Source organism: Deltaproteobacteria bacterium (assembly GCA_016709225.1).
GTDB classification, from domain to species: Bacteria; Myxococcota_A; Polyangia; order Nannocystales; family Nannocystaceae; genus Xiheibacterium; species Xiheibacterium phototrophicum.
This window is the reverse complement of sequence record JADJEE010000012.1, coordinates 1,672,056-1,694,454: the sequence shown is the minus strand read 5'-3', so window position 1 is coordinate 1,694,454 and position 22,399 is coordinate 1,672,056. Positions and strand designations below refer to the sequence as shown.

General features: G+C 71.0%; 24 protein-coding genes. 12 read left to right on the top strand and 12 right to left on the bottom strand.

Going from position 1 to position 22,399, the window contains the following annotated elements:
* Window positions 1-17: 17 nt before the first annotated feature.
* The gene (locus tag IPH07_32005) at window positions 18-1,352 is read left to right on the top strand and encodes a hypothetical protein (protein MBK6922063.1); all 1,335 of its coding nucleotides are present in this window, start codon (window positions 18-20) and stop codon (window positions 1,350-1,352) included.
* 197 nt (window positions 1,353-1,549) lie between these two features.
* Window positions 1,550-1,867, top strand: a complete 318-nt coding sequence (locus tag IPH07_32000) for a hypothetical protein (protein ID MBK6922062.1) — start codon at window positions 1,550-1,552, stop codon at window positions 1,865-1,867.
* A gap of 14 nt (window positions 1,868-1,881) precedes the next feature.
* Here the strand turns inward: IPH07_32000 and IPH07_31995 are convergent, their stop codons facing one another.
* On the bottom strand, window positions 1,882-2,622 hold the full coding sequence (locus IPH07_31995; GenBank protein ID MBK6922061.1) for an SDR family NAD(P)-dependent oxidoreductase: 741 nt from the start codon (window positions 2,620-2,622) through the stop codon (window positions 1,882-1,884).
* 26 nt (window positions 2,623-2,648) lie between these two features.
* Between IPH07_31995 and IPH07_31990 the strand changes: the two genes are divergently transcribed.
* Window positions 2,649-4,085: a YkgJ family cysteine cluster protein gene (locus IPH07_31990; protein ID MBK6922060.1), complete on the top strand. Its 1,437-nt coding sequence runs from the start codon at window positions 2,649-2,651 to the stop codon at window positions 4,083-4,085.
* 89 nt (window positions 4,086-4,174) lie between these two features.
* On the opposite strand, the gene IPH07_31985 is transcribed toward IPH07_31990, so the two are convergent.
* Window positions 4,175-4,507 (bottom strand): hypothetical protein, encoded by a 333-nt coding sequence (locus IPH07_31985; GenBank protein MBK6922059.1) that lies wholly within the window; start codon window positions 4,505-4,507, stop codon window positions 4,175-4,177.
* A 170-nt stretch (window positions 4,508-4,677) separates the two neighbouring features.
* Here IPH07_31985 and IPH07_31980 point away from each other — a divergent pair, with 170 nt between their 5' ends.
* From IPH07_31980 to IPH07_31970, 3 genes are all read left to right on the top strand, one after another.
* The gene (locus tag IPH07_31980; protein MBK6922058.1) at window positions 4,678-4,836 is read left to right on the top strand and encodes a hypothetical protein; all 159 of its coding nucleotides are present in this window, start codon (window positions 4,678-4,680) and stop codon (window positions 4,834-4,836) included.
* A 456-nt stretch (window positions 4,837-5,292) separates the two neighbouring features.
* Window positions 5,293-5,463, top strand: coding sequence for a hypothetical protein (locus IPH07_31975; GenBank protein MBK6922057.1), 171 nt, complete (start codon window positions 5,293-5,295; stop codon window positions 5,461-5,463).
* A gap of 714 nt (window positions 5,464-6,177) precedes the next feature.
* Window positions 6,178-6,534: a hypothetical protein gene (locus tag IPH07_31970; GenBank protein MBK6922056.1), complete on the top strand. Its 357-nt coding sequence runs from the start codon at window positions 6,178-6,180 to the stop codon at window positions 6,532-6,534.
* Window positions 6,535-6,630: 96 nt separating this feature from the next.
* On the opposite strand, the gene IPH07_31965 is transcribed toward IPH07_31970, so the two are convergent.
* Window positions 6,631-7,074, bottom strand: coding sequence for a methylated-DNA--[protein]-cysteine S-methyltransferase (locus IPH07_31965; protein ID MBK6922055.1), 444 nt, complete (start codon window positions 7,072-7,074; stop codon window positions 6,631-6,633).
* Between the two features lie 213 nt (window positions 7,075-7,287).
* Here IPH07_31965 and IPH07_31960 point away from each other — a divergent pair, with 213 nt between their 5' ends.
* Both IPH07_31960 and IPH07_31955 read left to right on the top strand, forming a co-directional pair.
* Window positions 7,288-8,424 carry a hypothetical protein gene (locus tag IPH07_31960; GenBank protein ID MBK6922054.1) on the top strand — a complete coding sequence of 379 codons (1,137 nt, stop codon included), beginning with the start codon at window positions 7,288-7,290 and terminating at the stop codon, window positions 8,422-8,424.
* 151 nt (window positions 8,425-8,575) lie between these two features.
* Window positions 8,576-9,553 (top strand): hypothetical protein, encoded by a 978-nt coding sequence (locus tag IPH07_31955; GenBank protein MBK6922053.1) that lies wholly within the window; start codon window positions 8,576-8,578, stop codon window positions 9,551-9,553.
* A 32-nt stretch (window positions 9,554-9,585) separates the two neighbouring features.
* Here the strand turns inward: IPH07_31955 and IPH07_31950 are convergent, their stop codons facing one another.
* From IPH07_31950 to IPH07_31940, 3 genes are read right to left on the bottom strand one after another with little or no spacing between them, the layout of a single operon-like run.
* Window positions 9,586-10,314 (bottom strand): hypothetical protein, encoded by a 729-nt coding sequence (locus tag IPH07_31950; GenBank protein ID MBK6922052.1) that lies wholly within the window; start codon window positions 10,312-10,314, stop codon window positions 9,586-9,588.
* A 42-nt stretch (window positions 10,315-10,356) separates the two neighbouring features.
* The gene (locus IPH07_31945; protein MBK6922051.1) at window positions 10,357-10,677 is read right to left on the bottom strand and encodes a glutaredoxin; all 321 of its coding nucleotides are present in this window, start codon (window positions 10,675-10,677) and stop codon (window positions 10,357-10,359) included.
* A 21-nt stretch (window positions 10,678-10,698) separates the two neighbouring features.
* On the bottom strand, window positions 10,699-11,397 hold the full coding sequence (locus IPH07_31940) for a hypothetical protein (GenBank protein MBK6922050.1): 699 nt from the start codon (window positions 11,395-11,397) through the stop codon (window positions 10,699-10,701).
* Between the two features lie 248 nt (window positions 11,398-11,645).
* Between IPH07_31940 and IPH07_31935 the strand changes: the two genes are divergently transcribed.
* The 3 genes from IPH07_31935 to IPH07_31925 all read left to right on the top strand — a co-directional run bounded on the left by IPH07_31935 (window position 11,646) and on the right by IPH07_31925 (window position 14,359).
* Window positions 11,646-12,602 (top strand): HD domain-containing protein, encoded by a 957-nt coding sequence (locus tag IPH07_31935; protein MBK6922049.1) that lies wholly within the window; start codon window positions 11,646-11,648, stop codon window positions 12,600-12,602.
* Between the two features lie 238 nt (window positions 12,603-12,840).
* On the top strand, window positions 12,841-13,299 hold the full coding sequence (locus tag IPH07_31930; protein ID MBK6922048.1) for a hypothetical protein: 459 nt from the start codon (window positions 12,841-12,843) through the stop codon (window positions 13,297-13,299).
* A gap of 25 nt (window positions 13,300-13,324) precedes the next feature.
* Window positions 13,325-14,359, top strand: coding sequence for a C40 family peptidase (locus IPH07_31925; protein MBK6922047.1), 1,035 nt, complete (start codon window positions 13,325-13,327; stop codon window positions 14,357-14,359).
* 77 nt (window positions 14,360-14,436) lie between these two features.
* Here IPH07_31925 and IPH07_31920 read toward each other — a convergent pair whose 3' ends face one another.
* The 3 genes from IPH07_31920 to IPH07_31910 are packed head-to-tail and all read right to left on the bottom strand — an operon-like array spanning window position 14,437 to window position 16,612.
* Window positions 14,437-15,651, bottom strand: coding sequence for a hypothetical protein (locus IPH07_31920; GenBank protein MBK6922046.1), 1,215 nt, complete (start codon window positions 15,649-15,651; stop codon window positions 14,437-14,439).
* A 5-nt stretch (window positions 15,652-15,656) separates the two neighbouring features.
* The gene (locus IPH07_31915; protein ID MBK6922045.1) at window positions 15,657-16,052 is read right to left on the bottom strand and encodes a hypothetical protein; all 396 of its coding nucleotides are present in this window, start codon (window positions 16,050-16,052) and stop codon (window positions 15,657-15,659) included.
* Entirely contained in the window at window positions 16,052-16,612 is a 561-nt protein-coding gene (locus tag IPH07_31910; protein ID MBK6922044.1) for a hypothetical protein, read from the bottom strand. Before IPH07_31910 ends, IPH07_31915 begins: the two co-directional genes overlap by 1 nt.
* 76 nt (window positions 16,613-16,688) lie before the next feature.
* On the opposite strand from IPH07_31910, the gene IPH07_31905 reads away from it, so the two are divergent.
* Window positions 16,689-17,393, top strand: coding sequence for a hypothetical protein (locus IPH07_31905; GenBank protein ID MBK6922043.1), 705 nt, complete (start codon window positions 16,689-16,691; stop codon window positions 17,391-17,393).
* Between the two features lie 13 nt (window positions 17,394-17,406).
* Here IPH07_31905 and IPH07_31900 read toward each other — a convergent pair whose 3' ends face one another.
* The 3 genes from IPH07_31900 to IPH07_31890 form a co-directional block, all read right to left on the bottom strand.
* Complete coding sequence (locus IPH07_31900; GenBank protein ID MBK6922042.1) at window positions 17,407-18,207, bottom strand: hypothetical protein; 801 nt, start codon at window positions 18,205-18,207, stop codon at window positions 17,407-17,409.
* Window positions 18,208-18,322: 115 nt separating this feature from the next.
* Entirely contained in the window at window positions 18,323-21,322 is a 3,000-nt protein-coding gene (locus tag IPH07_31895; GenBank protein ID MBK6922041.1) for a protein kinase, read from the bottom strand.
* Complete coding sequence (locus IPH07_31890) at window positions 21,303-22,214, bottom strand: helix-turn-helix domain-containing protein (protein ID MBK6922040.1); 912 nt, start codon at window positions 22,212-22,214, stop codon at window positions 21,303-21,305. Before IPH07_31890 ends, IPH07_31895 begins: the two co-directional genes overlap by 20 nt.
* Between the last annotated feature and the right edge of the window lie 185 nt (window positions 22,215-22,399).

The window sequence follows — 22,399 nt, the reverse complement described above, 5'->3', positions numbered from 1 at the left end:
CGCGACCGTCGCTGGCGATGAGCCGCTCCGAGATCTGTCCGACCTGCGGTACCAAGCTCGGCCCGACGCATCCTCGCGCAGCGATGCGGGTGTGCACCTCCTGCCAGCGCAGCAACCCGGAGGGCTTCAGCTACTGCGGCTTCTGTGCGTCGCCGATGGAGAACACGGAGATGCGCGCGCGCATGACGGAGCTCGCGGCCCCGCCCGGTGGCTGGCCCAACATCACCAGCGAGCTGGTCGAGGTGCGGTTCTATCTGCAGCAGGGTCTGCTCGACGACGCCTACGAGCTGCTGTCGATCATGCAGAAGCGCCATCCCGGCCATCCCCAGCTGTCGGAGCTGGTGCGGCGGCCCAAGCCCAGCAAGCGCGTCGACACGGGCGTGCTCGCGCTGGTCGACACGGTGCTGGCGGAGTCGGCAAATCTCGTCGCGAAGGTGCCGCGACGCGCGGCGCCGCAGTTCCAGGCCCCGAGCCCCGGGAGCCCGAATCGAACCGATGTGCACGCGCCGGTCGAGCCCGCGGCGCGCAGCAGCAGCAGCACTCGCGCGCGCACCGGCAAGACCGGCTCGCAGCCGACGAGCGCACCGGCGCCCAAGCCGGTCGCGTCGCCGTCGCCGATCGAGAGCTCGCGGGCGGCTCGCACTGCCTCCAACGCGGGCACGCCGAGGACCACCACGCGCGCGCCCTCGGGCTCGCAGAGCGCCCCGACCGGACCGCAGGCGCAGGCGCAGGCCCGCAGCGAGGGCGAGCCGATTCCGGTCGCACGCGAGCGCACGCGGATCTATCGCACCGTCGACGCCCCCGGTGCGGTCCGACAGGCACCGCCCATCGCGGTGCCGCCCTCGAGCGCGTCGACTCGCGCGGCCTCGGGCTCGCATCCGACCACGCCCGAGACCGCGGGCCCGGCGGTGTCGGGCTCGATCGCGTCGCGGTCGTCGGGGGCCCACACGCCGGTCGCGGCCCAGCCGGTGCCGCGGGTGCGCATCGATCCGCCCAAGGGCGGCACGCAGATCCGCCCGGTGCCGCAGACGGGCAACACGATGGTGGTCGACGCGCTGCAGCCCGCGGCGCCGTTCGCCGGTGGCGAGGCGGTGGCCGAGGGCGACGAAGCGGACGGCGCGATCGAGGCCGAGGCGAACGCCGAAGCAGAGTCCGCAGTCTCGTCGTCGCGTCGTGCCCGCGGCGAGAAGCGGCGGCGTCGAAACGCCGACGCACCGGCGGCGAAGCCGGCCCCGGCCCCGGCCCCGGCCCCCAGCGAGTCGGCCACCGCGGGCGCGAGCCCCGACGCCGAGGAGTCGCCGCGTCGACGCCGGACCACCTTCGGCGAGCATGTGCTCAACCGCCTGCGCTAGTACCTCGACACAGCGATTGTGACGGGTCAGTACTAGCCGTCCGCAGCGCGGCCCGTGTCCACGCGTTGGCGCACCGCCAGCCGACTGACCATCGTGCCGTGGGCGCGAGGGTCCCGAGATGGGCCGCCCTGCTCGCGCTTGCAGGCCAAGCCGAATGGTTCCGGGATGGCACGGCGGTTGCTCTTTTGGTGGGCGCGATGAGCCTGCGATCCCGAAACGATGTCGTGTGCCTCGAGTTCGACCCCCTGCGTCGTCGCTGCATCAAGCTCGCGAAGACCAAGCAGTACCGCAAGGCCGCAATCGCCCTCGCGGAGCTCGCCCACCGCGAGCAGGATCCGCCATCGTGGGTGCGCTTGGGCATGATGCTGATGCGAGCCGGTCGCGAAGACGCCGGCATCGATGCGCTCAAGCAGGGCCTGTGGCTGCTGCGCAGCCATCGTGACACCAAGCGTGCCGCCGTGGTCGCGCGCTTGATCGCCGATCTCGGTCAGGGCCGCGCCGCGCGGGCCGGCTGAAGTCTTCGCGTGCCTCAGCGCCCCGCGAGCGCGGCGACGCGTTGGAAGATCGATTCGGGTAGACGCCGCACGACGCCGAGGATCGGCCGCCAGTAACCGGGTGTGTAGACTTCGCCGACCCTCGCATCGATGCCGGCGACGATCGCATCTGCGACCGCGTCGACCTGGGCGAACAACAGGTTCTTCGGGTGATCGAGGGTCATCGGCGTATCGACCGGACCGAGCTTGAAGGTGTGCACGCCCACGCCGCGCGGCCACAAACGGCTGCGCAAGCCTTGGGTGTACACCGTGAGGCCAGCCTTGGCTGCGCCGTAGGTGAAGTTGCGCGGCCGACCGCGCTCACCCGCGACCGACGACAGCACCGCGATGTCGCCGGCACCTTCGCGCTCGAGATGGTTGGCCACCGGCAGCAACAGCGAGATCGGCGAGAGCAAGTTGGTGCGCAGCACCGCCTCCGCGTGGGCCCAATCGTGCTCGCTGCGCTGCTGATCGCCGAGCCACCCGTGCGCCACGATCGCGAGATCGAGGCCGCCCAGCGCCGCGATGCCCTGCTCGACCACCGCCGCGTTGCGCTCGAGCGCGTCGAGATCGGCCTGCAGCGCACCGATGCACGCAGGGCCGAGCTCCGATCGCAGCGCATCGAGCTTGTCGGCGCTGCGTCCGACGATGAACAGCGTTGCGCCACGTCGCGCGAGGCGGTGGGCGACCGCGGCCGCGATCGCAGAGGTTGCACCGAGCACGAGCACGCGGGTCATGACGGGCGAAGCGTACTACGTCGCGCATGCCCGCACGCCGCCTGCGGCCTCGCGCTCGCCGCCTGCGGCGTGCGACCATCGTGCCCGTCATGACGCCCGAGCGCCCGCGACTGGCCGACCACGTGCTCGCGCGACTCGATCGCCGCGCCGGTCGCGAGCGACTGTTGTTGTTCGACCGCCAGCAGCGGCGCGTGCTGACGCTGCCGGCGCGGGCGTGGTCGCTGCTGGTGCACGCCGATGGCACCCGCGAGCTCGCGGGGCTCGTGATGGCGGCGCGACGGCTCGGCGCGCGCGTCGAGCTGGCCGAGGCGCGCGCACTGCTGGGCGAGCTCGCGCAGCATGGGTTGCTGGTGGGCGATGCGCCGGAGACCTTGCGCGCGGGCCTGCCCGAGCCGCCGCCGACCCACGGCGACGAGCGGGTGATCGTGGAGTGGCCGCAGGGGCGCTACCACTGCGATGGTCGCGGTGATTGCTGCCGCAGCTACGACAGCATCACGGTGCTGCCCGACGACGTGCACCGGGCCGCGGCGACGTTGCCCGAGGACCTCGAGCTCGCGCACCTGCAGCACCGCGTGTTCCTGCCGCTGGCCGGGTCGGCGCCGGGGCCCGCGCAGGCCATCGCGCTACGCGACGGCGGCTGTCGCTTCCTCGATGCGCGGGGCTGCTCGCTGCACGCCCGCGGCGGCGCCGAGGCCAAGCCGATCGGCTGTCGATGGTTCCCGACGCGCATCGTCGACGACGGCGCGGGGCTGCGCGCGACGGTGTTCGTCGAGTGCGTGTGTCTGGCGACGCATGAGCCCACCGCCGCGCCGCTGCTGCCGGCGGGGGTGCGGCGCGGCGCCGATCTGCCGCGCGGGGTCGTGGTCGCGCGGGTGCCCGAGCAGGTCGTGCTGCGCGAGGGCGTGACGGTGTCACGCGCGGCCGCGTGCGAGGCCATCGATCGCCTGCAGGCGCAGTGCGCCGCCGAGGACGATGCGATCGCGCGGCTGTGGGTGCGGGCCGATGCGTTCGCGCGTCACGGTGCGCTGCGCGACGATGACGATCGCGAGCCCGACGACCCCGAGCTGGTCGCCCATCTGGCCGCGCGCTGCTCGGTCATCGCCGACGCGGCCGCCGCAGCGTGGCAGGTCGAGCGCAGCTGGCGGGACGAGCACGAACCACCCTGCGTCCGGCTGTCGGCGATCGCCCAGGCGGCGCGCTTGCTGTCGAGCCCGACCGCGGCGGCGTTGGTGATGCGCTCGGGGCCGGTCGATGCGGCGCTCGAGCAGCGCGTGGTCGCGGCGGCGTGCTTCGGTCGCACGTGGCTGTGCCTGCCGGAGATGATCGAGGGCATGCGCGAGCAGGCGACGCTCGGGTGGATTGCGCGGGCGGTGGCGGCGTTGATGCCCGAGCACGCCGACGCGACGCTGCGCGAGGCTCCGCTGGCGGCGATCGCTGCGACGGCGCGGGTGCATCGGCTTTGAGAATTGCGCGTGCCCGCCGAGGGGGCGGGCACGGGCAGGGACACGGACACGGACACGCAGGAGCTTGGCCCCCTCGAGGGGGCACGCTGCTAGCCTTGGATCGGGCAGGCGACCGTCTCGGTCGTGCCCTCGTTGTTGTCCTCGTTGCACTCGAGGATCGCGCTCGTATCGGTGTCGGCACCGTCGACCGCCGCGTAGTAGTTCTTCGGCTCCTGCGCGGGTGCGGGCACGTTCCACACGAACTGCTGGAACGCGCCGGGCAGCAGCGGCTGCATCGTCATCTGCGTGCCGACCAGCTCGCCGTTGGCGTCGGTGCCCTCGTACAGCGACACCGGCACGCCGGCGGGGATGCCGATCGAGCCCGAGTTGCGCACCGTCACGTAGATCTCGAACACCTCGTCGAGGCAGGTCGCGAGGCCCACCGCGATCTCGACCGACAGATCGGGCGCAGGACACCGGCACCAGGCCCGACGAGGTCGCGTCGGTCACGTGGTAGGTGTGCTGCGGCCAGACCGCACGGGTGCGGACCCACGCGTCGCTCGAGTCGCCGTAGACGAACACGCCCTGACGGCCCGAGTAGCCCGGCAGGTCCATGCACAGCTCGGGGTTCGAGTTGGCCGCGACCACCACGAACTCGCTGTTCCCGTCGCCGTCGATGTCGGCGACGATCGGGTACTCGTGGATCGTCGGTGACGAGTTCTCGAGCTGCACCAGCACGTTGCCGGTCGCGCCGTCGAAGACCCACGCGTAGCACTCGTCCTGGTACATGACCTCGGCCGCGCCATCACCCTGGAAGTCGAACACCGACGAGCCGGTCACGTTCGACGAGGCGTCGCGGGTGGGCTGCGACCAGCGCACGTAGATGTCGCCCGGGCCCGGCGGCAGCGAGCCCATCGGCTGCACGACCTCTTCGTCCTCGCGGTTGAAGTCGTAGACGGCGTAGGCCGAAGCCCCCGCGACGCCGACCTCGGGTCGACCGTCACCGTCGAAGTCGGCGACCGTGGCCGGACCCCCGCGGCCGACCTCGCCGCCCAGGTTGTCCGTCGCCAGGGCGATCGGCTGCGTGCGTGCGGCGTTGTTGCCCATGCACATCACGCCGGTCGGGTCGGCGCCGCACCACAGCAGGCCGGTGTCCGACTCGAGGATGCGCAGGACGCCATTGCTGACCAGCACGACCTCGGGGGTGCCGTTCATGTCGAGATCGCCGATGGCCGGGAAACCGTCGTCGTCGCCGGCGGTCCACAGCTGGGTCGGCGTCACGTTGGGGAAGCCGATCATCGGGTTGACCCACGAGACCGAGAAGGCCTCGCGGCCGGTCACGATCTCCGGATACATGTCGCCGTCGATGTCGACGGCGGTCGCGATGCTGCCGACGTAGCCGGGCGGGCTGCCGAAGCCGCCCGAGCCGACGTTGTACTCGTTGTTGAAGGCGTCCGAGACCACCAGACCGTCGTTGTCGACGATCGCGATGCCGTGCACGATCTCCGACTCGGGATCGTCGTCGAGGTTGACCGCGAGCACGGCGCCGTTGCGAGTGTAGATGTAGTGGTCGGTGCCGTTGGTGGCGTGCGTGCTCCACAAATGCGCGCCCTGGCCGTTGACCGCATGGATGAGCGAGCGGTTCGCGACTGCAGGTATCGCGGTGGGCAGGCCGCCGTAGATGATGTCGGGCAGGCCGTTGCCGTCGACGTCGGCGAGCGCCGGCGTGCCGCGCATGTAGGCGCCGTAGTTGCTCATTGCCGGGTTGTCGTGGATGCGGAACTTCTCGGCGCCGGTCTGGCCGTTCAGCACCACGATCTCGCCGGCGAAGCCGTTCGACGGCGGCAAGCGTGCGACCACCACGACGTCGGTCTGATCGTCGCCGTCGATGTCGGCGACCAGCGGCATGGTGTTGGACCAGTCGGCCTCCCACGACCACTCGAGCGTGGGCACGACCTCGCTGAAGGTCGGCACGATCTCGCAGGCGATCGGGTCTTGGTTGGGCAGGCACTTGCCGAGCGTGGGCTCGCAGAACTCGCCCTCGGGGCAGTCGTACGAGTCGAGGCAGTCCTGGCCCGGCGTGACGCACGAGGGCTGCAGGCACACGTCGCCCATGTCGCAGCACGTGCCCAGGTCGTCGCCGCAGCGGACCTGGCTGGCGCACGCGGGCAGACAGGCCCCGAGCACGCACTCCTCGTCGTCGTCGCAGCACTCGCTGCCGCACTGCACCGTCTCGCAGGCGGGGCCCGGGCCGGTGGTGCCGCTCGAGTCGGGGCTCACCGTCGGATCGGTGGTCGAGGTGGTCTCGTCACCGGTGCTGCTGGTGTCCGCCGACATCGTGGTCGTCAGCGTGGTGGTGGGAAAGGTCGTGGTGCCGTCGTCGTCGTTCTGCGTGCGGTCGTCGCGACAGCCGAAGGTGAGCAACGAGAGGGCCGAAAGCAGTCGAGCATGGGTCAGTCGCATGGGCTAAGGACAACCTTCCGGCTTGCAGAATATCAAGGCAGCCGCGGGTCCGCACGTGCGCGGGACCACCTTCGGGTGCGCGTGCACGACCAGGACACGGGCGTCATGCCCGTGCGCGTCGCGTGCCGCTGCGGCTGGCCGCAACGCGTGGTGTGGCTTTCTTGGCCACACCATTCTTGGTGTCAGCTCGGGCCTTGGTGCCAGCTCGGGCCGCCGGCCGCCCTCGTGCGGCGCGAGGCTCCACGTCGCCGCGCCAGCCGAAGCGACGCAGATCGATGCGCCCCGTGTCGTCCACGACGACGCCCTCGCGACGCAGGCGACGACGCTGTTCGACCGCGGCCGCACCGCGGAGGCTGATCGCACCGCGGGCGTTGACGACACGGTGCCAGGGCAGCGTGCATCCGGGGGGCACGCGGGCGAGCGCGCGACCCACCGCTCGCGCGGCCCGTGCGGAGCCCGCGAGGAACGCCACCTGTCCGTAGCTCGCAACCGCGCCCGGCGGGATGCGTGCGACCACCGCGTGGATGTGCTGCTCGAGCGCGGTCACGCCTCGACGTCAGCGTAGCTGGGAATCCGCCAGCGCGGCGCCGCGGGGCGCGGGGGCGTGGCTTGGTAGGAACCCGCCGCGATTTCGGGCCCGCGGGAGCCCGCGGGCCTCGAGATCGCACCTCGGGCTCGGAAAGCCGCGGTACCGTCGGTGTCCGACCGTGCGCAGCCGGTCGACCAGCCCGTGACGCTGCGACTCCAGGGAATCAACGGCATGGCACGACGAGAGTTCCGAGCACTGGCAGCGATCGCCCTGGCGGTGGCATGTGGCGGCGACGACGAGGGGCGAGCCGGCGGCGACGCCGGAGCTTCGGGCATCAGCTCGGGCCTGTCGCTCTCGGGCGGCGATTCGGACGGCAGCGGTGGCGGCGATGGCACCGCGAACGACTCGCTCGATCCGTTCCCCGATGTCGGCATGACGAGCGGCGGGCCCGGCGGCGGAGAGGAGTGTGCCTCGCAGGTGACGCCGGCCGAGAACAAGAAGCAGCCCGCCGACATCATCGTGGTGGTCGACAACTCCGGCAGCATGGACTTCGAGGCCCAGGCGGTGCAGACCAACCTGAACGGCTTCTCGCAGCAGATCGTCGACAGCGGCATCGACGTGCGCGTGGTGTTGATCTCGAGCTTTCCCGGCGATGGCAACGGCATCTGCGTGGCGCCGCCGCTCGGCAACGGCGGCTGCCCGGACAGCGACACCAACCCGCCGATCTATGCCCACATCGATCAACGCGTGAACAGCAACGACGCGCTCGAGCACGTGCTCGCGCAGGAGCCCGTGTGGGGTCCGCTGCTGCGGCCCGACGCGCAGCTGCACTTCATGATCGTCAGCGACGACGAGTCCGACCTCGGCGCGCTGGCGTTCGACGACGCGCTCAAGGCCATCAACCCCGCGTACGCGGCCTACAAGCTGAACGGAATCGTCTGCACCACCGAATGCAACGAGACCGCGGCGATCGGTCAGGTCTACATCGCGCTCGGGCAGCTGACCGGCGGCATCATCGGCGATCTGTGCCTGCAGGACTTCCAGCCGGTGTTCGACGAGCTCGCCACGCAGGTCATCGCCGGTGCCCAGATCGCGTGCGAGTGGGACGTGCCCGCGCCGCCCGACGGCGAGGCGTTCGACCCCATGCAGGTCAACGTGTCGTTCGATGACGGCATGGGCGGCGGCTTCGACATCGGCTACGTCGAGTCCGAGGCCGACTGCGCCAACGTCATCGATGGCTGGTACTACGACAACCCCGCCGCGCCCACGAAGATCCTCGCGTGCCCGCAGACCTGCCAGAAGATCCAGGGCGTGGACGCGGCGACGATCGAAATCTCGCTCGGCTGCGCGACGGTGCCCGCAGGCTGACGCGCAGCGACGAGCTGACGAAACCCACGCGATGTGATCTCGATCGCCATGGCGTGGGCGCCATGCGACGCATCGCCCCGGTGGCTTTGCACCCGCAGCGGTCGGGTGTCACGCTGGCGATCTACCTTGCTCGAAGGACTTGGAGATCGTCATGACTTATCACTCTGGGACTCGCATCATCATCGCGTTGGCGTCGACGCTTGCGTTCATACCGGGCTGTATCTCCACGCAGAGCTCCTCGTCGGGCTCCGACGGGGCCGACGACGGCAGCGACGGCGCCAGCGCCGGTGACAGCGGCGAGCTCGATCCCGGGGCCCTCGACGAATGCCCGGGCGACGCGACCCCGGCGCAGCGACGTGATGCGGTCGTCATCGCCCAGGAGTACGGCGACAGCGTCCACGAGATGATCGCCTGCGGCATGCTGCAGGTCGCACTGGTCGGCGCGATCGTCGAGGGCATCGTCGACGCGATCGCGGCGGGCACCAACGATGCGACCCCCGACGGCTGGAGCTTCGACGACGGCGTCTACCGCACGGCGGGCAACGGCGCGACCATGGAGACCCGCTTCTACCTCGCGCAGGACACGTCGTTCGGCCACGCGGGCGACCTCGTCGAGCACAACCTGTTCCTGGTCGACAGCTACCTGGTCGGCGCGGTGCTGGTGGTCGACCTCGTCGACGGCGTCAGCGAGATCCAGTACGCGTCGCACGGGCCGCTGGTCGAGCTGATGGGGTTCGGCGCAGCGCCACCGAACCCGCTCCCCGTCGACTACACCGACCTCGAGCAGATCCAGCGCCGACTCGGCGCGCTCGACTTCGAGACCCGCATCGATCTGGACGATCGCCGCGAGCACGCGACCGTGGTCTATCACGTCGACACGCCGCGCATGTCCGCGGGCGCGCTGCTCGACGGCGAGGCGATGGTGCTCGGCCTCCAGTCGGCGACCGCCGAGCGCAGCGATCTGGGACAGTCGCTGCTGGTCGATCGCTGGGATCTCCACTTCGTCGAGCACGGCAGCCTGACCGGCACCGTCGATACCCACGTCGAAGGTGGTCCGCTGCCGTTCGTGGCGCAGTTCGTGTGGGCCGACAGCGGCTATCCCGAGGTCGAGCTGGCCTGCGCGAACTAGCCCACGCGAAACCAGCGACCGATCGCCGCGCGTCAGCGACGACGGCGGCGATTGGCGAACGCGAGCAGCACCACGAGCCCGAGCGGCGCCACCCCGGCGTCGCCGTCGATCGAGCAGCCCTTCTTCTTGGGCTCGACCGGCGGCGGCGCACCGGTGGCACCGTCGCCACCGCCATCGCCACCACCGCTGATGGTGTCGAGTGCGTCCTGGGCGGCGGAGTCGGCCTCGGGCTCCTCGCCGTCGTCATCGCCGTCGGCCTTGGGGTCTTCCTTCGGCGCCGGCGTCCAGCCGAGCTTGATCTTGCCAGCGGCGAGCTTGAAGTGACGCCCCTTGTCGTCCTCCTGCGTGATCTCCACGTCGTAGGACTTGTTCTTGTTGAAGCCGTCGCTGCCCTCGAGCTCGAGCTCGAGGCTGAGGTACTTGCCGCCGTCGAAGCTCGCCTCCACGTGGCGATGGGCGAGGTAGCGCTTGCCGTCGAGCTCACCGAAGAACTCGACGTTGAGTCCGCCCGGCGCGGGCTTGTCGAGCTTGGCCCAGAGGTGCGCGACCCAGAGCTCTTCGCCCGGGGCGCTCGGAATCTCGTCCTTCGCGGCGGCTCGGCCGGCGTCGGTGAGCTTGCCTTCGCCGTCGACGGCGAGCGCCTCGGTGCCGAACTTCACCTCACCGGCGAAGGCCAGTGCCGGGGTTCCCAGCACGGCCACCAGGGCCAGCGCCGCGAGGGGAGAACGGAGCGAGCGAGTGCGGGTGCGCGAGATGGTCATGGTGTCGTCGTTCTTCGTTTCGGGCGGAGGATAGCAAGCACGTTACGCACGCTGCAATGCGCGCTCGAACGCACCCGAGGCGTGCATCGCCGCGAGATCGTCGTAGCCACCGATCGCGTCGCCGTGCACGAAGATCTGCGGCACCGTCGAGCGACCGGTACGCTGCACCAGCCACTGTCGCGCAGCGGAGTTGCCCTGCACGTCGACCTGCACGAAGTCGACGCCCAGCTTCTTCAGCATGCGCACGGCGGAGATGCAGTACGGGCACCACGGCGTGGTGTAGGCGACCACGCTGGCGGCGATCGACTCGGGCGCATCGATGCCCGGCGGAGCAGGTGGCTTTTCTGTCGGCGGCGTGCCCATGGCGACCTCCCGCGGACGCGTTCACGCGTCTTCGCGGAGCAGCGTGAGGATCTCTTCGTCGAGCTGCGCTTGGTGCTCGCTGGCGAACTTGCCCACGATGATGTCGCGGCGCTGCGTGATGGGTGTGCCGGCCTTGACGCCTGCGCCACCGATGCCACCGACCGCACGACGGCGGATGCGGCTCGGGCCCGGGCTCGGTCGCGACTGGCCGTGACCCGCCGCGGCGGCGGCCACCTGCGCTCGCGCCTCGGCGGCGGCGAAGACCGGGTGCGAGAGCCCCGGATCGACCGTCGGTCCGGGTCGACCGTCGGCCAGCGGCGGGCCCTGCGGCTCGACGTCGCGGGGCTCCGGCGGGGCGCGACGCTCGGGCCGCTGCGCGGTCGCGGTGTCGGGCGGCAGCTCGGTGATCTCGCGGTTGTCGGCGACCGGGTGCGCACCGATGACCCGCTCGATCTTCTCGTCGAACTCGCCATTGCGCAGGGCCCGGATCATCGCCTTGTGCGAGTCCTGCATCAGGCCGATGATCATCGGCGCGACCTCGCCCTCGCCGAGGCGATCGCGGTACTCCGTCTTCCGACTCGCGATGATCGTGCCGTCGTAGAACACGTGCGTGAAGATGTGGGCCTTGTCGACGCCCGAGTCTTCGGTCTGCACGTGGTAGAGGCGACCGCGATGCGGAATGTTGTGGTTGTACCCGAGCTGAGGCGACGCGGACTTCATTGGGCGAGAGCCCTTGCACGCCAAGCCTAACACGAAGCCCGCCGGGGTCGCCGCTTTCGGGCGCGCCGAACGAAGAGGGACCGACCGCGTCTGGGCCGGATCGCGCTCGTGCTCGGGACCTCAGCCCGCCGCTTCCTGCCCGCCCGTGACCCGCGCAGCAGCGGATTGGGCGCGAGGGCTCGCCCTCGTCGCGCGTTTCGTGATAAGCCCCGGGCCCCTCTTTGACCCTCTCCCGAGGACGAACGGCCGTGGCCACGCCGAGCACCGAACCGTGGGTCCCCGAGGACCTCCTCGCGCCGCTGGGCGAGATCGCGGCGACCCAGACCTATCCCGCGAAGTCGGTGATGGCGCAGGTGGCGGCCAACGCCGCGCGCGTCCGCGAGATCGAGCCGGCGCGCGTGTACGAGCTGCTGACGCCGCCGTTGTGCAGCAAGGTCCCGCACCTCGTGCTCCAGTGGATGCGCGACACCGGTCTGCTCGCGCATGTCCTGCCCGAGCTCGACGCCACCGTCGCGTTCTCGCAGGAGGCCGATCGCAAGCACAAGGACGTCTGGGAGCACACCAAGTGCGTGGTGTGGCAGGCGGTACCGCGGCCGCGCGTGCGCTGGGCCGCGGTGCTGCACGACATCGGCAAGGTGCCGACGCGGCGCTTCGCGAAGGACGGCAAGGTCACCTTCCACGGCCACGCCGAGGAGGGCGTGCGGATGTTCCGGCGTGGGCCGGGGCAGCGCATCGGCTTCCCGCCCGACGTCCGCGCCGATGTCGAGCTGTTGATCCTGCACCACCTGCGACCGGGGCAGTACGACGGCTCGTGGACCGACACCGCGGTGCGTCGGTTCCACCGCGAGATGGAGCCCATCCTCCGCGACCTGCTCGATCTCTCGCGCGCCGACGTCACCAGCAAGCGACCGGGCAAGCGCATGCGGTGCCTGCGATCGATCAGCGCGCTGGGCAAGCGCATGCGCGAGCTCGCCGAGCACGACGACAAGCCCAAGCCGCTGCCGGCGGGGCTCGGCAACCTGCTGATGAGCGCGTTGGCGCTGCCGCCGGGCAAGCACATCGGTGAGCTGCGTGCGCGACTCGAGGCGTTGTTCGAGGCCGGTGAGGTCGAGGGCGGTCGCGAGCCCGAGTACTACGTCGAGCTCGTGCGCGCCCGCGGCCTGCTCGAGGGGCTCGCGATCGTGCCGCCGCGCGGCCTGGGCTGAAGCTCGCTGCGACCGCGCCGGCGCGGGATCACGCGTTCGCTGGGCCAAAGTCGGCGGCCGGTCGAGCCGACGCGTGCTCGCGTGGGCGCGCGTCATCTCTTCGCGCGAGCCCGACAATGATCTGGGCGTAGGTGCCCTGTGCTCGTGGGCGGTCGATGCTGACCGACACGATGAGCTCGTTCGCAGGCGCCGCGATGGCTCGAGGTGGTGGAACACCCGGGCCGCGATGGAGGAAGCCATGAAGAACCGAATGTTTGCTGCTGCTGCCCTGCTGCTCGCCACCACCGCCCTCGCCGTGCCCTCGGCCCAGGCCGACGATCCCGGACTGACGGCCTCGAAGACCGGTAAGGAGACGTTCTGCCGGGCGCGCATCCGGATCAAGAACGCACTCGATCAGACCGTGCAGGTCGACAAGGTTCGCATCAGCTCGAGCTCGGATGCTGGCTACTACTCCGAGTTCGAGCTGTCGGGCAGCCGCTATCGCCCGGTGAGCGGCGCGACGGTGCCGATGCCGGTGGTCGACGTGATGGTGCCCGCGGGTCACAAGCTCGCGACCGCCGTCACCTACCGCAAGCAGGTGACCGCTGGCGCGAACCCGAAGTTCTCGCAGCCGAAGTCCGACTCTGCCGGCGCGGGCGCGATCCAGCCGGTGTGCTCGCTCGAGCCGCAGGAACTCACCATCCTCATCAACGAGTGATCGACCGGAACGGAGAGACACGACCATGGGCATCACGACGATGGGGTTCTTGTGGGCGGCGGCGTTCTTCGCAGCCGCGCCGACCAACGACGCGCCGCGACTCGACGACTACGGCGGCAAGTACAAGTGCAGCGACGCCGCGGTGAAAGCCCAGGTCCTGCGCACGCTCTCCTCGGCGGCGGTGCCCTACGAGGCCAACGCGATCCAAGCCGCGCCTGGCAAGCTCGCGTATGACGCCAAGGGGGTTGCGATCGCGGTCGGCAAGCCGACCGCGATCGTGACGCAGCCCGGCGCCGCGGGTCGACCGACCGGGGTCAAGGTCGCGCGCTCCGGCGCCGGTGCGGCGGTCGACGTGTTGATGTGCCGCTACCGTCGCACCGCCGGCAAGACCTGGTCGCAGGTCGGGCTCGCCGACCTGCTCCCCGACGGGCACCTCGCCAAGCGCATGCCCGCCGACGTGCGGGGCTTTGGTCGCGCCTTCGCGTTGCACGAGAACCCCGGCGAGTCCGAGGACTCGGTGGTGGTGCTGGTGGCCGCCGGTGTCGACGGCAAGGCCGCGGGCTTCGAGGTCTCGGTCGCGTCGCAGGGGCTGCACAAGCGCAAGCACGACGGCGCCGCGAAGGGTGGCGGCAAGGATCTCGGCAAGCGCATCCTCGCCGAGGCCGCCGACCCGAAGTGGCAGCGCTACACGTACGGCGAGCACGTGCTGTTTCCGGAGGCCGCGGGCGAGGTCGACGGCTACGACGACAAGGCCTTCGATTGCTCGTACTTCGTGTGGCTGGTCTACCACCACGTCGGCATCGACTACGACTTCACCGGCACCGAGGGCCTCTCGAAGCTCGGCAGCGGCCAGTTCGTGCAGGTGACGACGCCGCGGCCCGGTGACCTCGTGGTGTGGCGCGAAGAGCTCGGCTCCAACGTGAAGGGCGGGCACGTCGGCATCGTGATCGACGACGAGACCTTCTACGACAACAGCGGGTCGAGCTCCGTCGGCATCAGCCACTTCTCCGCGAAGAGCTACCAGATGCCGCGCCTGTACCTGCGTCGCAAGGGGCTGTGAGTCGGCGCAGTGGCACCACACGGCCTCGCAGGACGTCCGCATCATCCGCGAACGTCCTGCGCCATGTTTCGAGCGTGCTAGCGACGCGGTCGCGGCTTCTTTCGGCCGCTCGGCTTCGGTGCCGGCGCGGGGGGGGCGGTCACGCGGCGCGGATCGTCGCGCAGCTGCACACCGGGCGGCAGCTCGCGGAACGAGTGCGTGAGATCCTCGAAGAGCACCTGGCTGATGCCGGGGCGACCGCTCGCAGTGCCGCCGGGTCCACCGGCACCGCCGGTGCCCTCGGGACCGGGCGGCGGATCGTCGCAGCTGTCGCATGCACGCTCGGGTGCGGGTCCACCTGCACCGCCGTAGCCACCATCGCCGCCGTAGCCGGGCTCGCCGCCCGAGACGTCGATGCGGACCACCTGCCCCAGCTCGGGATAGCGATCGTCGATCACCAACGACACCGCGCCCCCGTCGCCCCCATTGCCACCGGGGCCGCCGTTGCCCCCGAAGCCGCCCGCGCCCTGCGGGTCTGCACCCTGGGCACCGGCGCCACCGAAGCCGCCGCGCCCACCGGTGCCGCCGCGCGCGTAGATCGTGATGCCGGCTTCGAGATCGAACAGCGTGATGCCGTCGGCACCATCGGCGACACGCGCCAGGCCGACGCGCTCGTACTTGGGCGTGCGCACGATGGTCACGTAGGCCTGCACGCGCGGGCCGGGCCCACCGTCGCCGCCGGCCCCACCGTTGCTGCCACCCTGGCCCGGCTCGGCGCCGTCGTAGCCCGACTGCCCCTCTTGGCCAGTCGCTCCGCTCGCGCCGATCGATCCGATGCACGCGTAGCTGGGCTCGAAGTGCAGCTCGACCTGCTTGCTCGGATCGTTGCGGTACTTCGCCCGCACGTCGTAGCCCAGCAGCGACGCGAACGGATCGTAGTCGGCGGTGAAGACCCCGCGGGAGACTTTGCCGCCGCGGCCCTCCATCGCGAACTCGATGAGATCCATCTTGCCGCGCTTCTCCTTGGCGGTGGCGAACTCCGTTGCGGTCTCGAGCGTGACCGGGTGGTTCTTCTTGTGGTCGCGGGCCTGGGCGACGACCTTGAACGATCGCGACTCGCCGGGGCACCAGTGCGTGGGCGTGCCGTCGAACACGACGTCGATGGCGTCGACGTCGTACTTGTCCATGTTGGCCATGAGCGCGACGCCATCGCTGCCCGTGACATTGCCGGCGAGGCCGGCGATGAGGAGCGAACAGCCGGTGGAGTCGGCGAGCAGCGCGGTGGCGGCGAGCGTGACGAGGAGCGTTCGCATGGTGATCATCCTTCGGTCGTGGTGTCGGAGCTCTCGGTGGTGTCGCCGCTGCTGCCGCTGCTCGAGGCCTCGCTGTCGAGCACGCACACCAGCGCGGTCGCGTCGCAGATCATCGCGGGGTACTCGATCTCGTCCGGCAACGCCGGCTCATCGCAGGCATAGGAGTTCGCAGGGTCGCAGCTGCAGCCGAGATGCTTGCCGGGGGCGCAGCTCTCGCCTTTGGGCCGGCAGATGCCGGGCAGGTCGGCGGCTCGCTCGGCGTCGGTGCGCACGCAGACCTGGTCGGTCCAGCACTCCTTGTCCTCGAGGCAGGGCTCGTCTTCGAGCCTTCCGCTCAAACAACCCGCGATCGCGGCGAGCACGAACGCAGGCACGAGGTGGCGAGCGCGTGGGCGTGCCATCAGAACCTCACCTCCGCGGAGAACGAGACTCCGCCCCAGCCCGGCATCGCACCGAACGCCACCTGCGTGCGCCGTTCCTCGCGCAGCTTCTTGAGTCGACGTGCCGAGATCAGCGTCATGGTCGCGCCGACCAGGACCATCGCCGCGCTCGCGCCCAGCATGTACGGGGCCGCCTTGGCGGTCATGATCGCGCGCTGGCGCGCGGGATCATCGGTCGGCAACACGCCGCCGTGTTGCTCCTTGAGCTTCTTCAGCTTGTTGTTCGGCTGCAAGATCATCACGTAGCCGCCCATGAGCCCGACCAATCCGAGCAGGCCGAGGATGCCGCCGGACAGGCCGGTCACCGCGGTGCGCCGGATCTTTCGCGTGGCCTCGCGGGGGTCGACGTCGCTCGTGTGGGCATCGGCGCCGCCTTCGGGGAGCCACGCCGGTACGGGCGCCTGTGCGGCGAGCGCCTCGTCGACGACCGCGGTGGCGGCCGGCGTGGGCGCGTGGGGAGGTTCGCTGGCCGCGAGCGAGAGCCCGACGAGCGCCGCGAGGGCGGGGGTTGCGTGCAGCATCTGCCCCCCACGTTCCGCGGGGCCTGTGGCGGTTTAAGCCATTCGACCGGCCGCCGATCTCGGGCATCATCGTGACATGCGATGGGGATGGCGATGGCGGCTGCACGCCGTGGCGTGGGCCGCGGTGCTCGGCGCGGGCTGTGCGGACGGGGGCTCCGACACCGGCACCGACACCACAGGTGGCGCCGCGGCGACGACCGCTTCCGAGGACGGCAGCGTCGGTCACGGCTCGAGCACCAGCGGCGACGCATCGACGGGTGTCGACGGCACCACCTTCGCGACCACGCAGGGCACCTCGGCCGACGGCAGCAGCTCGAGCGGCTCCACCCCCGACACCGACACCGGCTTCATGCCGCCGCCGCGCAAGGCCTGTGATCTACTCAGCGTCGATCCCAGTGCAGACCCCACGATGGTGATCGACATGGGCGACGGCGCCGGGCAGATCCCGACCGTGGTCGGCGAGGTCTTGCTGCGCAACTGCGGCTGTCACTACACCGACAACGTCACGCCCGGCGAGTACATCGACTACAAGTCGAACAAGGTCCCGATGGCCACGCACGCCGACTTCCACGTGCCCTATGCCGGGACCTTCCCGATGGGCTACGCCATGCAGGAGGCGTGGGTGGGGATCGAGGAGCGCGTGGTCCACCACAATCCCCTGCCGATGCCGCCGTTCCCGTGCGGCATGGAGGGGATGATGGAGACGATCACCGCCGAGGACCTCGACGTGCTCGCGACGTGGCTCGCCGCCGCGGCGCCCGACGGCGCCAACTGGCCGTAGCCACCGCCGCGACTCACAGGCACACGCGGTAGGGCGAGACGTAGCTGCTGCCCGGGAAGGTCGTCATGCCCTCGAAGCACTCGGGCGCGTCGTTGCTGCCCCAGCCCTCGAACTCGGCCACCACGTCGCCGGCGTACGTGAACTCGAGCGCGAGGTACTCGGGGTCGCTCTGCTGTGCGCCCGCGGGGGTCTGCGACCACGTGCCCCCGAAGTCCGGCTCGCCGTCGATCTCGACGGTGCCGCCGACCACCAGCTCGAAGTCGAACGACGAGATCGACGACGGGAACAGCGTGCACTCGTAGTACGAGGTGAGGCTGGTGCCGGTGCAGTGCTCGGCGGTCATCAGCTCGCCGCCGCCGAGCGGGATGTCGTAGTGGAGCAGGCTCGGGGTGTTGCTCGCGGTGTTGTTGGTGTGGCTGTTCTCGTTCGAGCTGGTGCTGCCGGACGCCGAGATCGACAGCACCTCGTCGGCCTCGGGCAGTGCGATCTGGAACGCGATGGTCGTGCTGGTGTTGCGCGCGAGGTTGCCGAGGTTGCACAGCAGGTGCGTACCGGACTGGCTGCAGCGTGGATCGACCGCGGACACCTGACCCATCACGTACACGCCGGGGCTGGTGTGGGTGCGCGGGAGCGTGATGTCGACCGCGACCGCACTGGCGGTCTTGTTGCCGATGTTGGCGACCTGGATCCCGTACGCGATCGGGTCGTAGACGTGGGTCGCGGCCGGGGCGGGAATCGTCACGCGGACGTCGGCGGCCGCGAGGGCGGTGCTGGCGGTCAGGAAGGTCGCGAGGGCAGGGAGCACGGAGCGCATGGACATGGATCCTCGAAGCAGGGTGGCTGCCGCGTCGTGGCGGCACGCAGACGAGTGCATCTCGTCTTGATCCCAGCGTAGTGCGGCCCGCGTGAACCGGGTCCTTTCCGATCTCTTACAGGCCCGCAGGTGCGATGCGCAGACCCGATCGCTCGCGCAGCACATCATCGATGCTGCGACCCCACGCGCGTTCGATCGTGCGCAGCAACTCGGGCGCTGGACGCTCGAGCGATCGCAGCGACCACTGTCGAACATCGCCGTCCCAACCGCCGGAGAACAGCCAAGCACCGTCGCTCGAGAACGCCACCGACGGCAGGTGTCCGGTGTGGCCGACCAGCCGCGCCAGCGGGGTCAGCGTGGCGACGTCCCAGATCGAGACCGAGCCATCCGTGTGCGCGACCGCGACGCGTCGCGCATCGGGTGCGAGGGCGACGTCGGCCTCCTGCACCTCGAGGGCCGCGACGCCCTGTGAGACGCCGTCGACGAAGACCTCCAGCCGACGCTCGCCCGCCGCGACCACCGTGTCGCCGCCACCGGCCACCGAGCTGGCCCCGTCGAGGTGCGCCACGGGCACGAGCACGCCATCGTCGGCGCGCAGGCGATAGATGTCGCCGCGGCCGTCGACCGCCGTCGCCGCGGTGCGATCGGCGTCGGACTCGAGGTCGAACATTCGCGGCGCCGCGGTGTCGCTGGCGTCCTCGAACGCGGCACCGTGCCGCCACTGCAGCAGGCCGCCGGTGTAGGGGGCGCAGACGAGGTGGTCGCCCACCAGCCACACGACCCGCGCACTGGCTCGCGCCGGCAGTGACTCGACGGTGAGCGGATCATCGAGATCGATGATGCGGAGCTCGTCACTCTGCGCCGACACGGCGGCGACGCGGCGACCGTCGGGCGAGGCCTCGATGTCCTTCGTCACGCTCCAGTGCAGCGGCAGGGTCATGGCAGCTTCGACCTGCGTGCGAGGTGTGACGCGCACGCGACCATCACCGTGCGCCGAGACGATCTCGTCGCGCGACGAGATCGTCACCGCGGCGATCCCCGACTCGTGGTGTTGCAGGTGAGGGCGCCACGGCGTCGCCGACACCGTGAAGTCCTCGAGCGCCGCGCCCACGGTGCGCAGCGTGGTGCCGCCGTCCACCCAGCGCACGCTCAGCGCGTCGCTTGCGAGGCCGGTGACGAGCGCGCCGGTGGTCGCGTCCCAGATGTCGACACGATCGCCGGCGTGTGCGACCGCGAGGCGTCCGTCGGCGAGCGCGAGGTCGGAGGGCGTGCCGTGATCGCCGACGAGCTCGTGGACGATGCGCTGCGTGGTCATGTCGACGAGCAGGATGTGGGCCCGCGTGGTGCCAATCGCGGCCAGCTCGCCGTCGATCGCCATCGACAGCGGCGCACCCGCGTCGCCCGCGATCTCCACCACCGTGGCCGCGACGGTATCTGACGCGCGCGCGCGGAGCATGGTGCCGTTTTGGCACACGACCACGCGCTCGTCGTCGAAGCGCGCGGTCACGCTCGGCACGCCGTGAGCGAGGCACAGCCGCGTGGTCTCGAGCGTGTCGCGTCCGCGGTCGAGGTCGGCCCAGAATTCCCCGACCCCGCTGATCCACGAGGCCCCGCGACCGCGCAGCCGAAAGCGCTGCGGATTGCCCGTGACGTCGGCGAACTCGACCGGCGCGCGGGTGCCGAACAGCTCGAAGGCGGTGATGCGGCCATCGAGCTCGCGCACGAGCACCGTCGGATCGCCATCGGAGACCGCGACCGCGGTGCCGTTCGAGGTCAGCTCGCCGAGCTGGCGCCAGCCGGCGTCGACGTTGCCGACCGCGATGTCAGTGCCGCGTGAGCACGCCACGGTGTGGCCGTCGGGCGAGAGCACCGCGTGCCGACACGCAGGCAGCTCCACGCGCTGCGACAGCTGCGGCCGCGCGGCCTCGTCGAAGCGCGCGAGCACGCCGCGCGCATGGGGCGAGGGCGCGTGGACCAGCGCCGCGGCTGCGTACAGCTCGGCGTCGGACCACGCGTGATGCTCCATCGCGACCAGGGCCTGGGCGATCTCGACCTGCGCGAGGTTGTCGGCCGCATGACGGTACGCGGCGATCGCTTCGGCCTCGGACCGTTGCGCACGTGCACGCTCGTCGGCGGTGCGCCGGTAGCCGATCGCGGTCGCGGTCGCGACGCCGGCCAGTGTCAGCACCGCTGCGAGCACCGGTACGCGGTGGGCGGTCCAAGCCCGCGCGAGCAGCTCGAGCAGCCCGTAGTCGTGGGCTGCGACGCGACGACCCTCGAACCATGCGATGAGGTCGTCGGCGAGTGCGCGACCATCGGGGTAGCGCGCGTCCGGATCGGCCGCGGTCGCACGCTCGATGATCGCGCCCAGCTCCGCGGTCAGCCCGGTGGTGATCGCGGCATCGGTCGACCCGGTCACGACCTCGCGCAGGGTGACGCCGAGCGCGAACACGTCGGTGCGGGCATCGAGCGCGGCGCAGCGCTCCTGCTCGGGCGGCATGTAGCGGGGCGTGCCGACGCGGCCCGGTGCGGTGCGTCCGATCGGGCCCGCGAGTCCCCAGTCGAGCACGACGGTCTCACCGAAGCGTCCGACGAGGATGTTCGCGGGCTTGAGATCGCGGTGCACGATGCCCTCGCGGTGGGCGTAGGCGACCGCCTCGCAGGCGTCGAGCACGTGCCGCACGAGTCGCAGCCGCTGCGCCACCGGTGCGTTGGCAACGGCCTCGGCGAGCGTGCGCCCCTCGAGGATCGGCATCGTGTAGTAGGGCCGACCATCGGGCAGGTAGCCGGCGTCGTGCACGGCGACGATGCCAGGGTGGGTGAGCTTCGCCGTGAGCCGCGCCTCAGCGACGAACAGCTGCCGCGCCGCGGGGTGATCGAGGATGGGGATCTTGACCGCGACCCTGCGCTCGAGCCGGTGATCGAAGCGAATGCGGACCTCGCCCATGCCGCCGCGTGCGAGCACGCCGGCGTCGCGATAGCGTCGCGCCGGGTCGTCATCGCCGGGCCACGCCTCGGCGGGTGCCGTTGCGGGCGCCGTCAGGCCCAGCGAGCCGCCGCTCAACGCCGCCTGCGGCTCGAGGCTCAGCGTCGAGTCACGTACGGTCGTCGACATGATCGCCCGGGTAGAGCAGCAGCTCAATCTGGCCGCTGCCGTCGGTGTGGACCAGATCGGTGCGGATGCGTGACTCCTTCAGCTTCCGGCGCAGCCGCGAGATCGTCACGTCGAAGCGCGAACGCAGCACGTCGGCGTCGTCTTCGTCGGGCCAGATGAGATCGGCGACGATGCGCCACGCCGCCGGCCCGCCGAGCGCGACCAGCTCGGAGACCACGCGGGCCTGCGTACCGCCGAGCACGACCGGCGCGCCGTCCTCGCGGTGGATCTGCACGGTGTCGAAGCTCGCGACCACTCGCAGCGGCGCGAGCGAGCCGGCGGCGGCGCGGGTGCGCGGCAGACCGGCCTGCTGCAGCGGCAGCGCGAGTAGTTGTAGCCGCGCACCATCGAGCTCCAGCTCGATGCCGGCCTCGAGTGTGTGCAGGCTGCCGTCGGCTCGGCGCACACGCCAGCTCGAGCCGGTGTGCCACAGCCACGCCGCGGCGGCGTCGACATGGCCGGCGACCAGTCGCAGCGGCTGCGTGAGCACGGAGGCCACGGGCGGCAGCAGCTGCCGTGGGATGCCGGGCCCTTCGATCCCCAACACGTGGCTGGGAAGGTGCACGTCGAGCACCTCGAGCCCGACGCCGCGCGCGAGCGTGATCTCGAGCCCCGGCGTCATCGCGACCTCACCGACCCGGCGGCCGTCGACCGCCATCGCGCCGCGCAGCGCGATCAAGCGCAGCTCGCCTTCGCGCAGGCTCACCATCGCGTGGGCCTCGCTGATGCGCGCGTCGTCGAGCGGCATCGCCGAGGTCACCAGGCGACCGATGAGATCGCCATGGACGAGCTCGTGGGTCGAGCCGTCGGGTCCACGAACGCTGGCGTAGGCCTGCATCGTCGGCGTGCCCACGTGGGGGCCTGTGATTTTCTCATGCGGCGGGCTCGGAGCCGAGCAATGCTTGGGATCGAGTCCGGCACCCAAGCGGCCCACTTCGAGCCGCAGGGCAGCGCGTGCGAGCGAGAGCATCGCGGGCGACGACGCGGCAGCGGGCCCGGGTCATCCTTGCGTGGTGCGAAGGTCGGATTCGCCCGTCG

Coding starts and splice junctions, on each gene's coding strand:
- IPH07_32005 (MBK6922063.1), top strand. CDS start 18: ATGAGCCGCTCCGAGATCTGTCCGACCTGCGGTACCAAGCTCGGCCCG.
- IPH07_32000 (MBK6922062.1), top strand. CDS start 1,550: ATGAGCCTGCGATCCCGAAACGATGTCGTGTGCCTCGAGTTCGACCCC.
- IPH07_31995 (MBK6922061.1), bottom strand. CDS start 2,622: ATGACCCGCGTGCTCGTGCTCGGTGCAACCTCTGCGATCGCGGCCGCG.
- IPH07_31990 (MBK6922060.1), top strand. CDS start 2,649: ATGCCCGCACGCCGCCTGCGGCCTCGCGCTCGCCGCCTGCGGCGTGCG.
- IPH07_31980 (MBK6922058.1), top strand. CDS start 4,678: ATGCACAGCTCGGGGTTCGAGTTGGCCGCGACCACCACGAACTCGCTG.
- IPH07_31975 (MBK6922057.1), top strand. CDS start 5,293: ATGGCCGGGAAACCGTCGTCGTCGCCGGCGGTCCACAGCTGGGTCGGC.
- IPH07_31970 (MBK6922056.1), top strand. CDS start 6,178: ATGTCGCAGCACGTGCCCAGGTCGTCGCCGCAGCGGACCTGGCTGGCG.
- IPH07_31960 (MBK6922054.1), top strand. CDS start 7,288: ATGGCACGACGAGAGTTCCGAGCACTGGCAGCGATCGCCCTGGCGGTG.
- IPH07_31955 (MBK6922053.1), top strand. CDS start 8,576: ATGACTTATCACTCTGGGACTCGCATCATCATCGCGTTGGCGTCGACG.
- IPH07_31950 (MBK6922052.1), bottom strand. CDS start 10,314: ATGACCATCTCGCGCACCCGCACTCGCTCGCTCCGTTCTCCCCTCGCG.
- IPH07_31945 (MBK6922051.1), bottom strand. CDS start 10,677: ATGGGCACGCCGCCGACAGAAAAGCCACCTGCTCCGCCGGGCATCGAT.
- IPH07_31940 (MBK6922050.1), bottom strand. CDS start 11,397: ATGAAGTCCGCGTCGCCTCAGCTCGGGTACAACCACAACATTCCGCAT.
- IPH07_31930 (MBK6922048.1), top strand. CDS start 12,841: ATGAAGAACCGAATGTTTGCTGCTGCTGCCCTGCTGCTCGCCACCACC.
- IPH07_31925 (MBK6922047.1), top strand. CDS start 13,325: ATGGGCATCACGACGATGGGGTTCTTGTGGGCGGCGGCGTTCTTCGCA.
- IPH07_31920 (MBK6922046.1), bottom strand. CDS start 15,651: ATGCGAACGCTCCTCGTCACGCTCGCCGCCACCGCGCTGCTCGCCGAC.
- IPH07_31915 (MBK6922045.1), bottom strand. CDS start 16,052: ATGGCACGCCCACGCGCTCGCCACCTCGTGCCTGCGTTCGTGCTCGCC.
- IPH07_31910 (MBK6922044.1), bottom strand. CDS start 16,612: ATGCTGCACGCAACCCCCGCCCTCGCGGCGCTCGTCGGGCTCTCGCTC.
- IPH07_31905 (MBK6922043.1), top strand. CDS start 16,689: ATGCGATGGGGATGGCGATGGCGGCTGCACGCCGTGGCGTGGGCCGCG.
- IPH07_31900 (MBK6922042.1), bottom strand. CDS start 18,207: ATGCGCTCCGTGCTCCCTGCCCTCGCGACCTTCCTGACCGCCAGCACC.
- IPH07_31895 (MBK6922041.1), bottom strand. CDS start 21,322: ATGTCGACGACCGTACGTGACTCGACGCTGAGCCTCGAGCCGCAGGCG.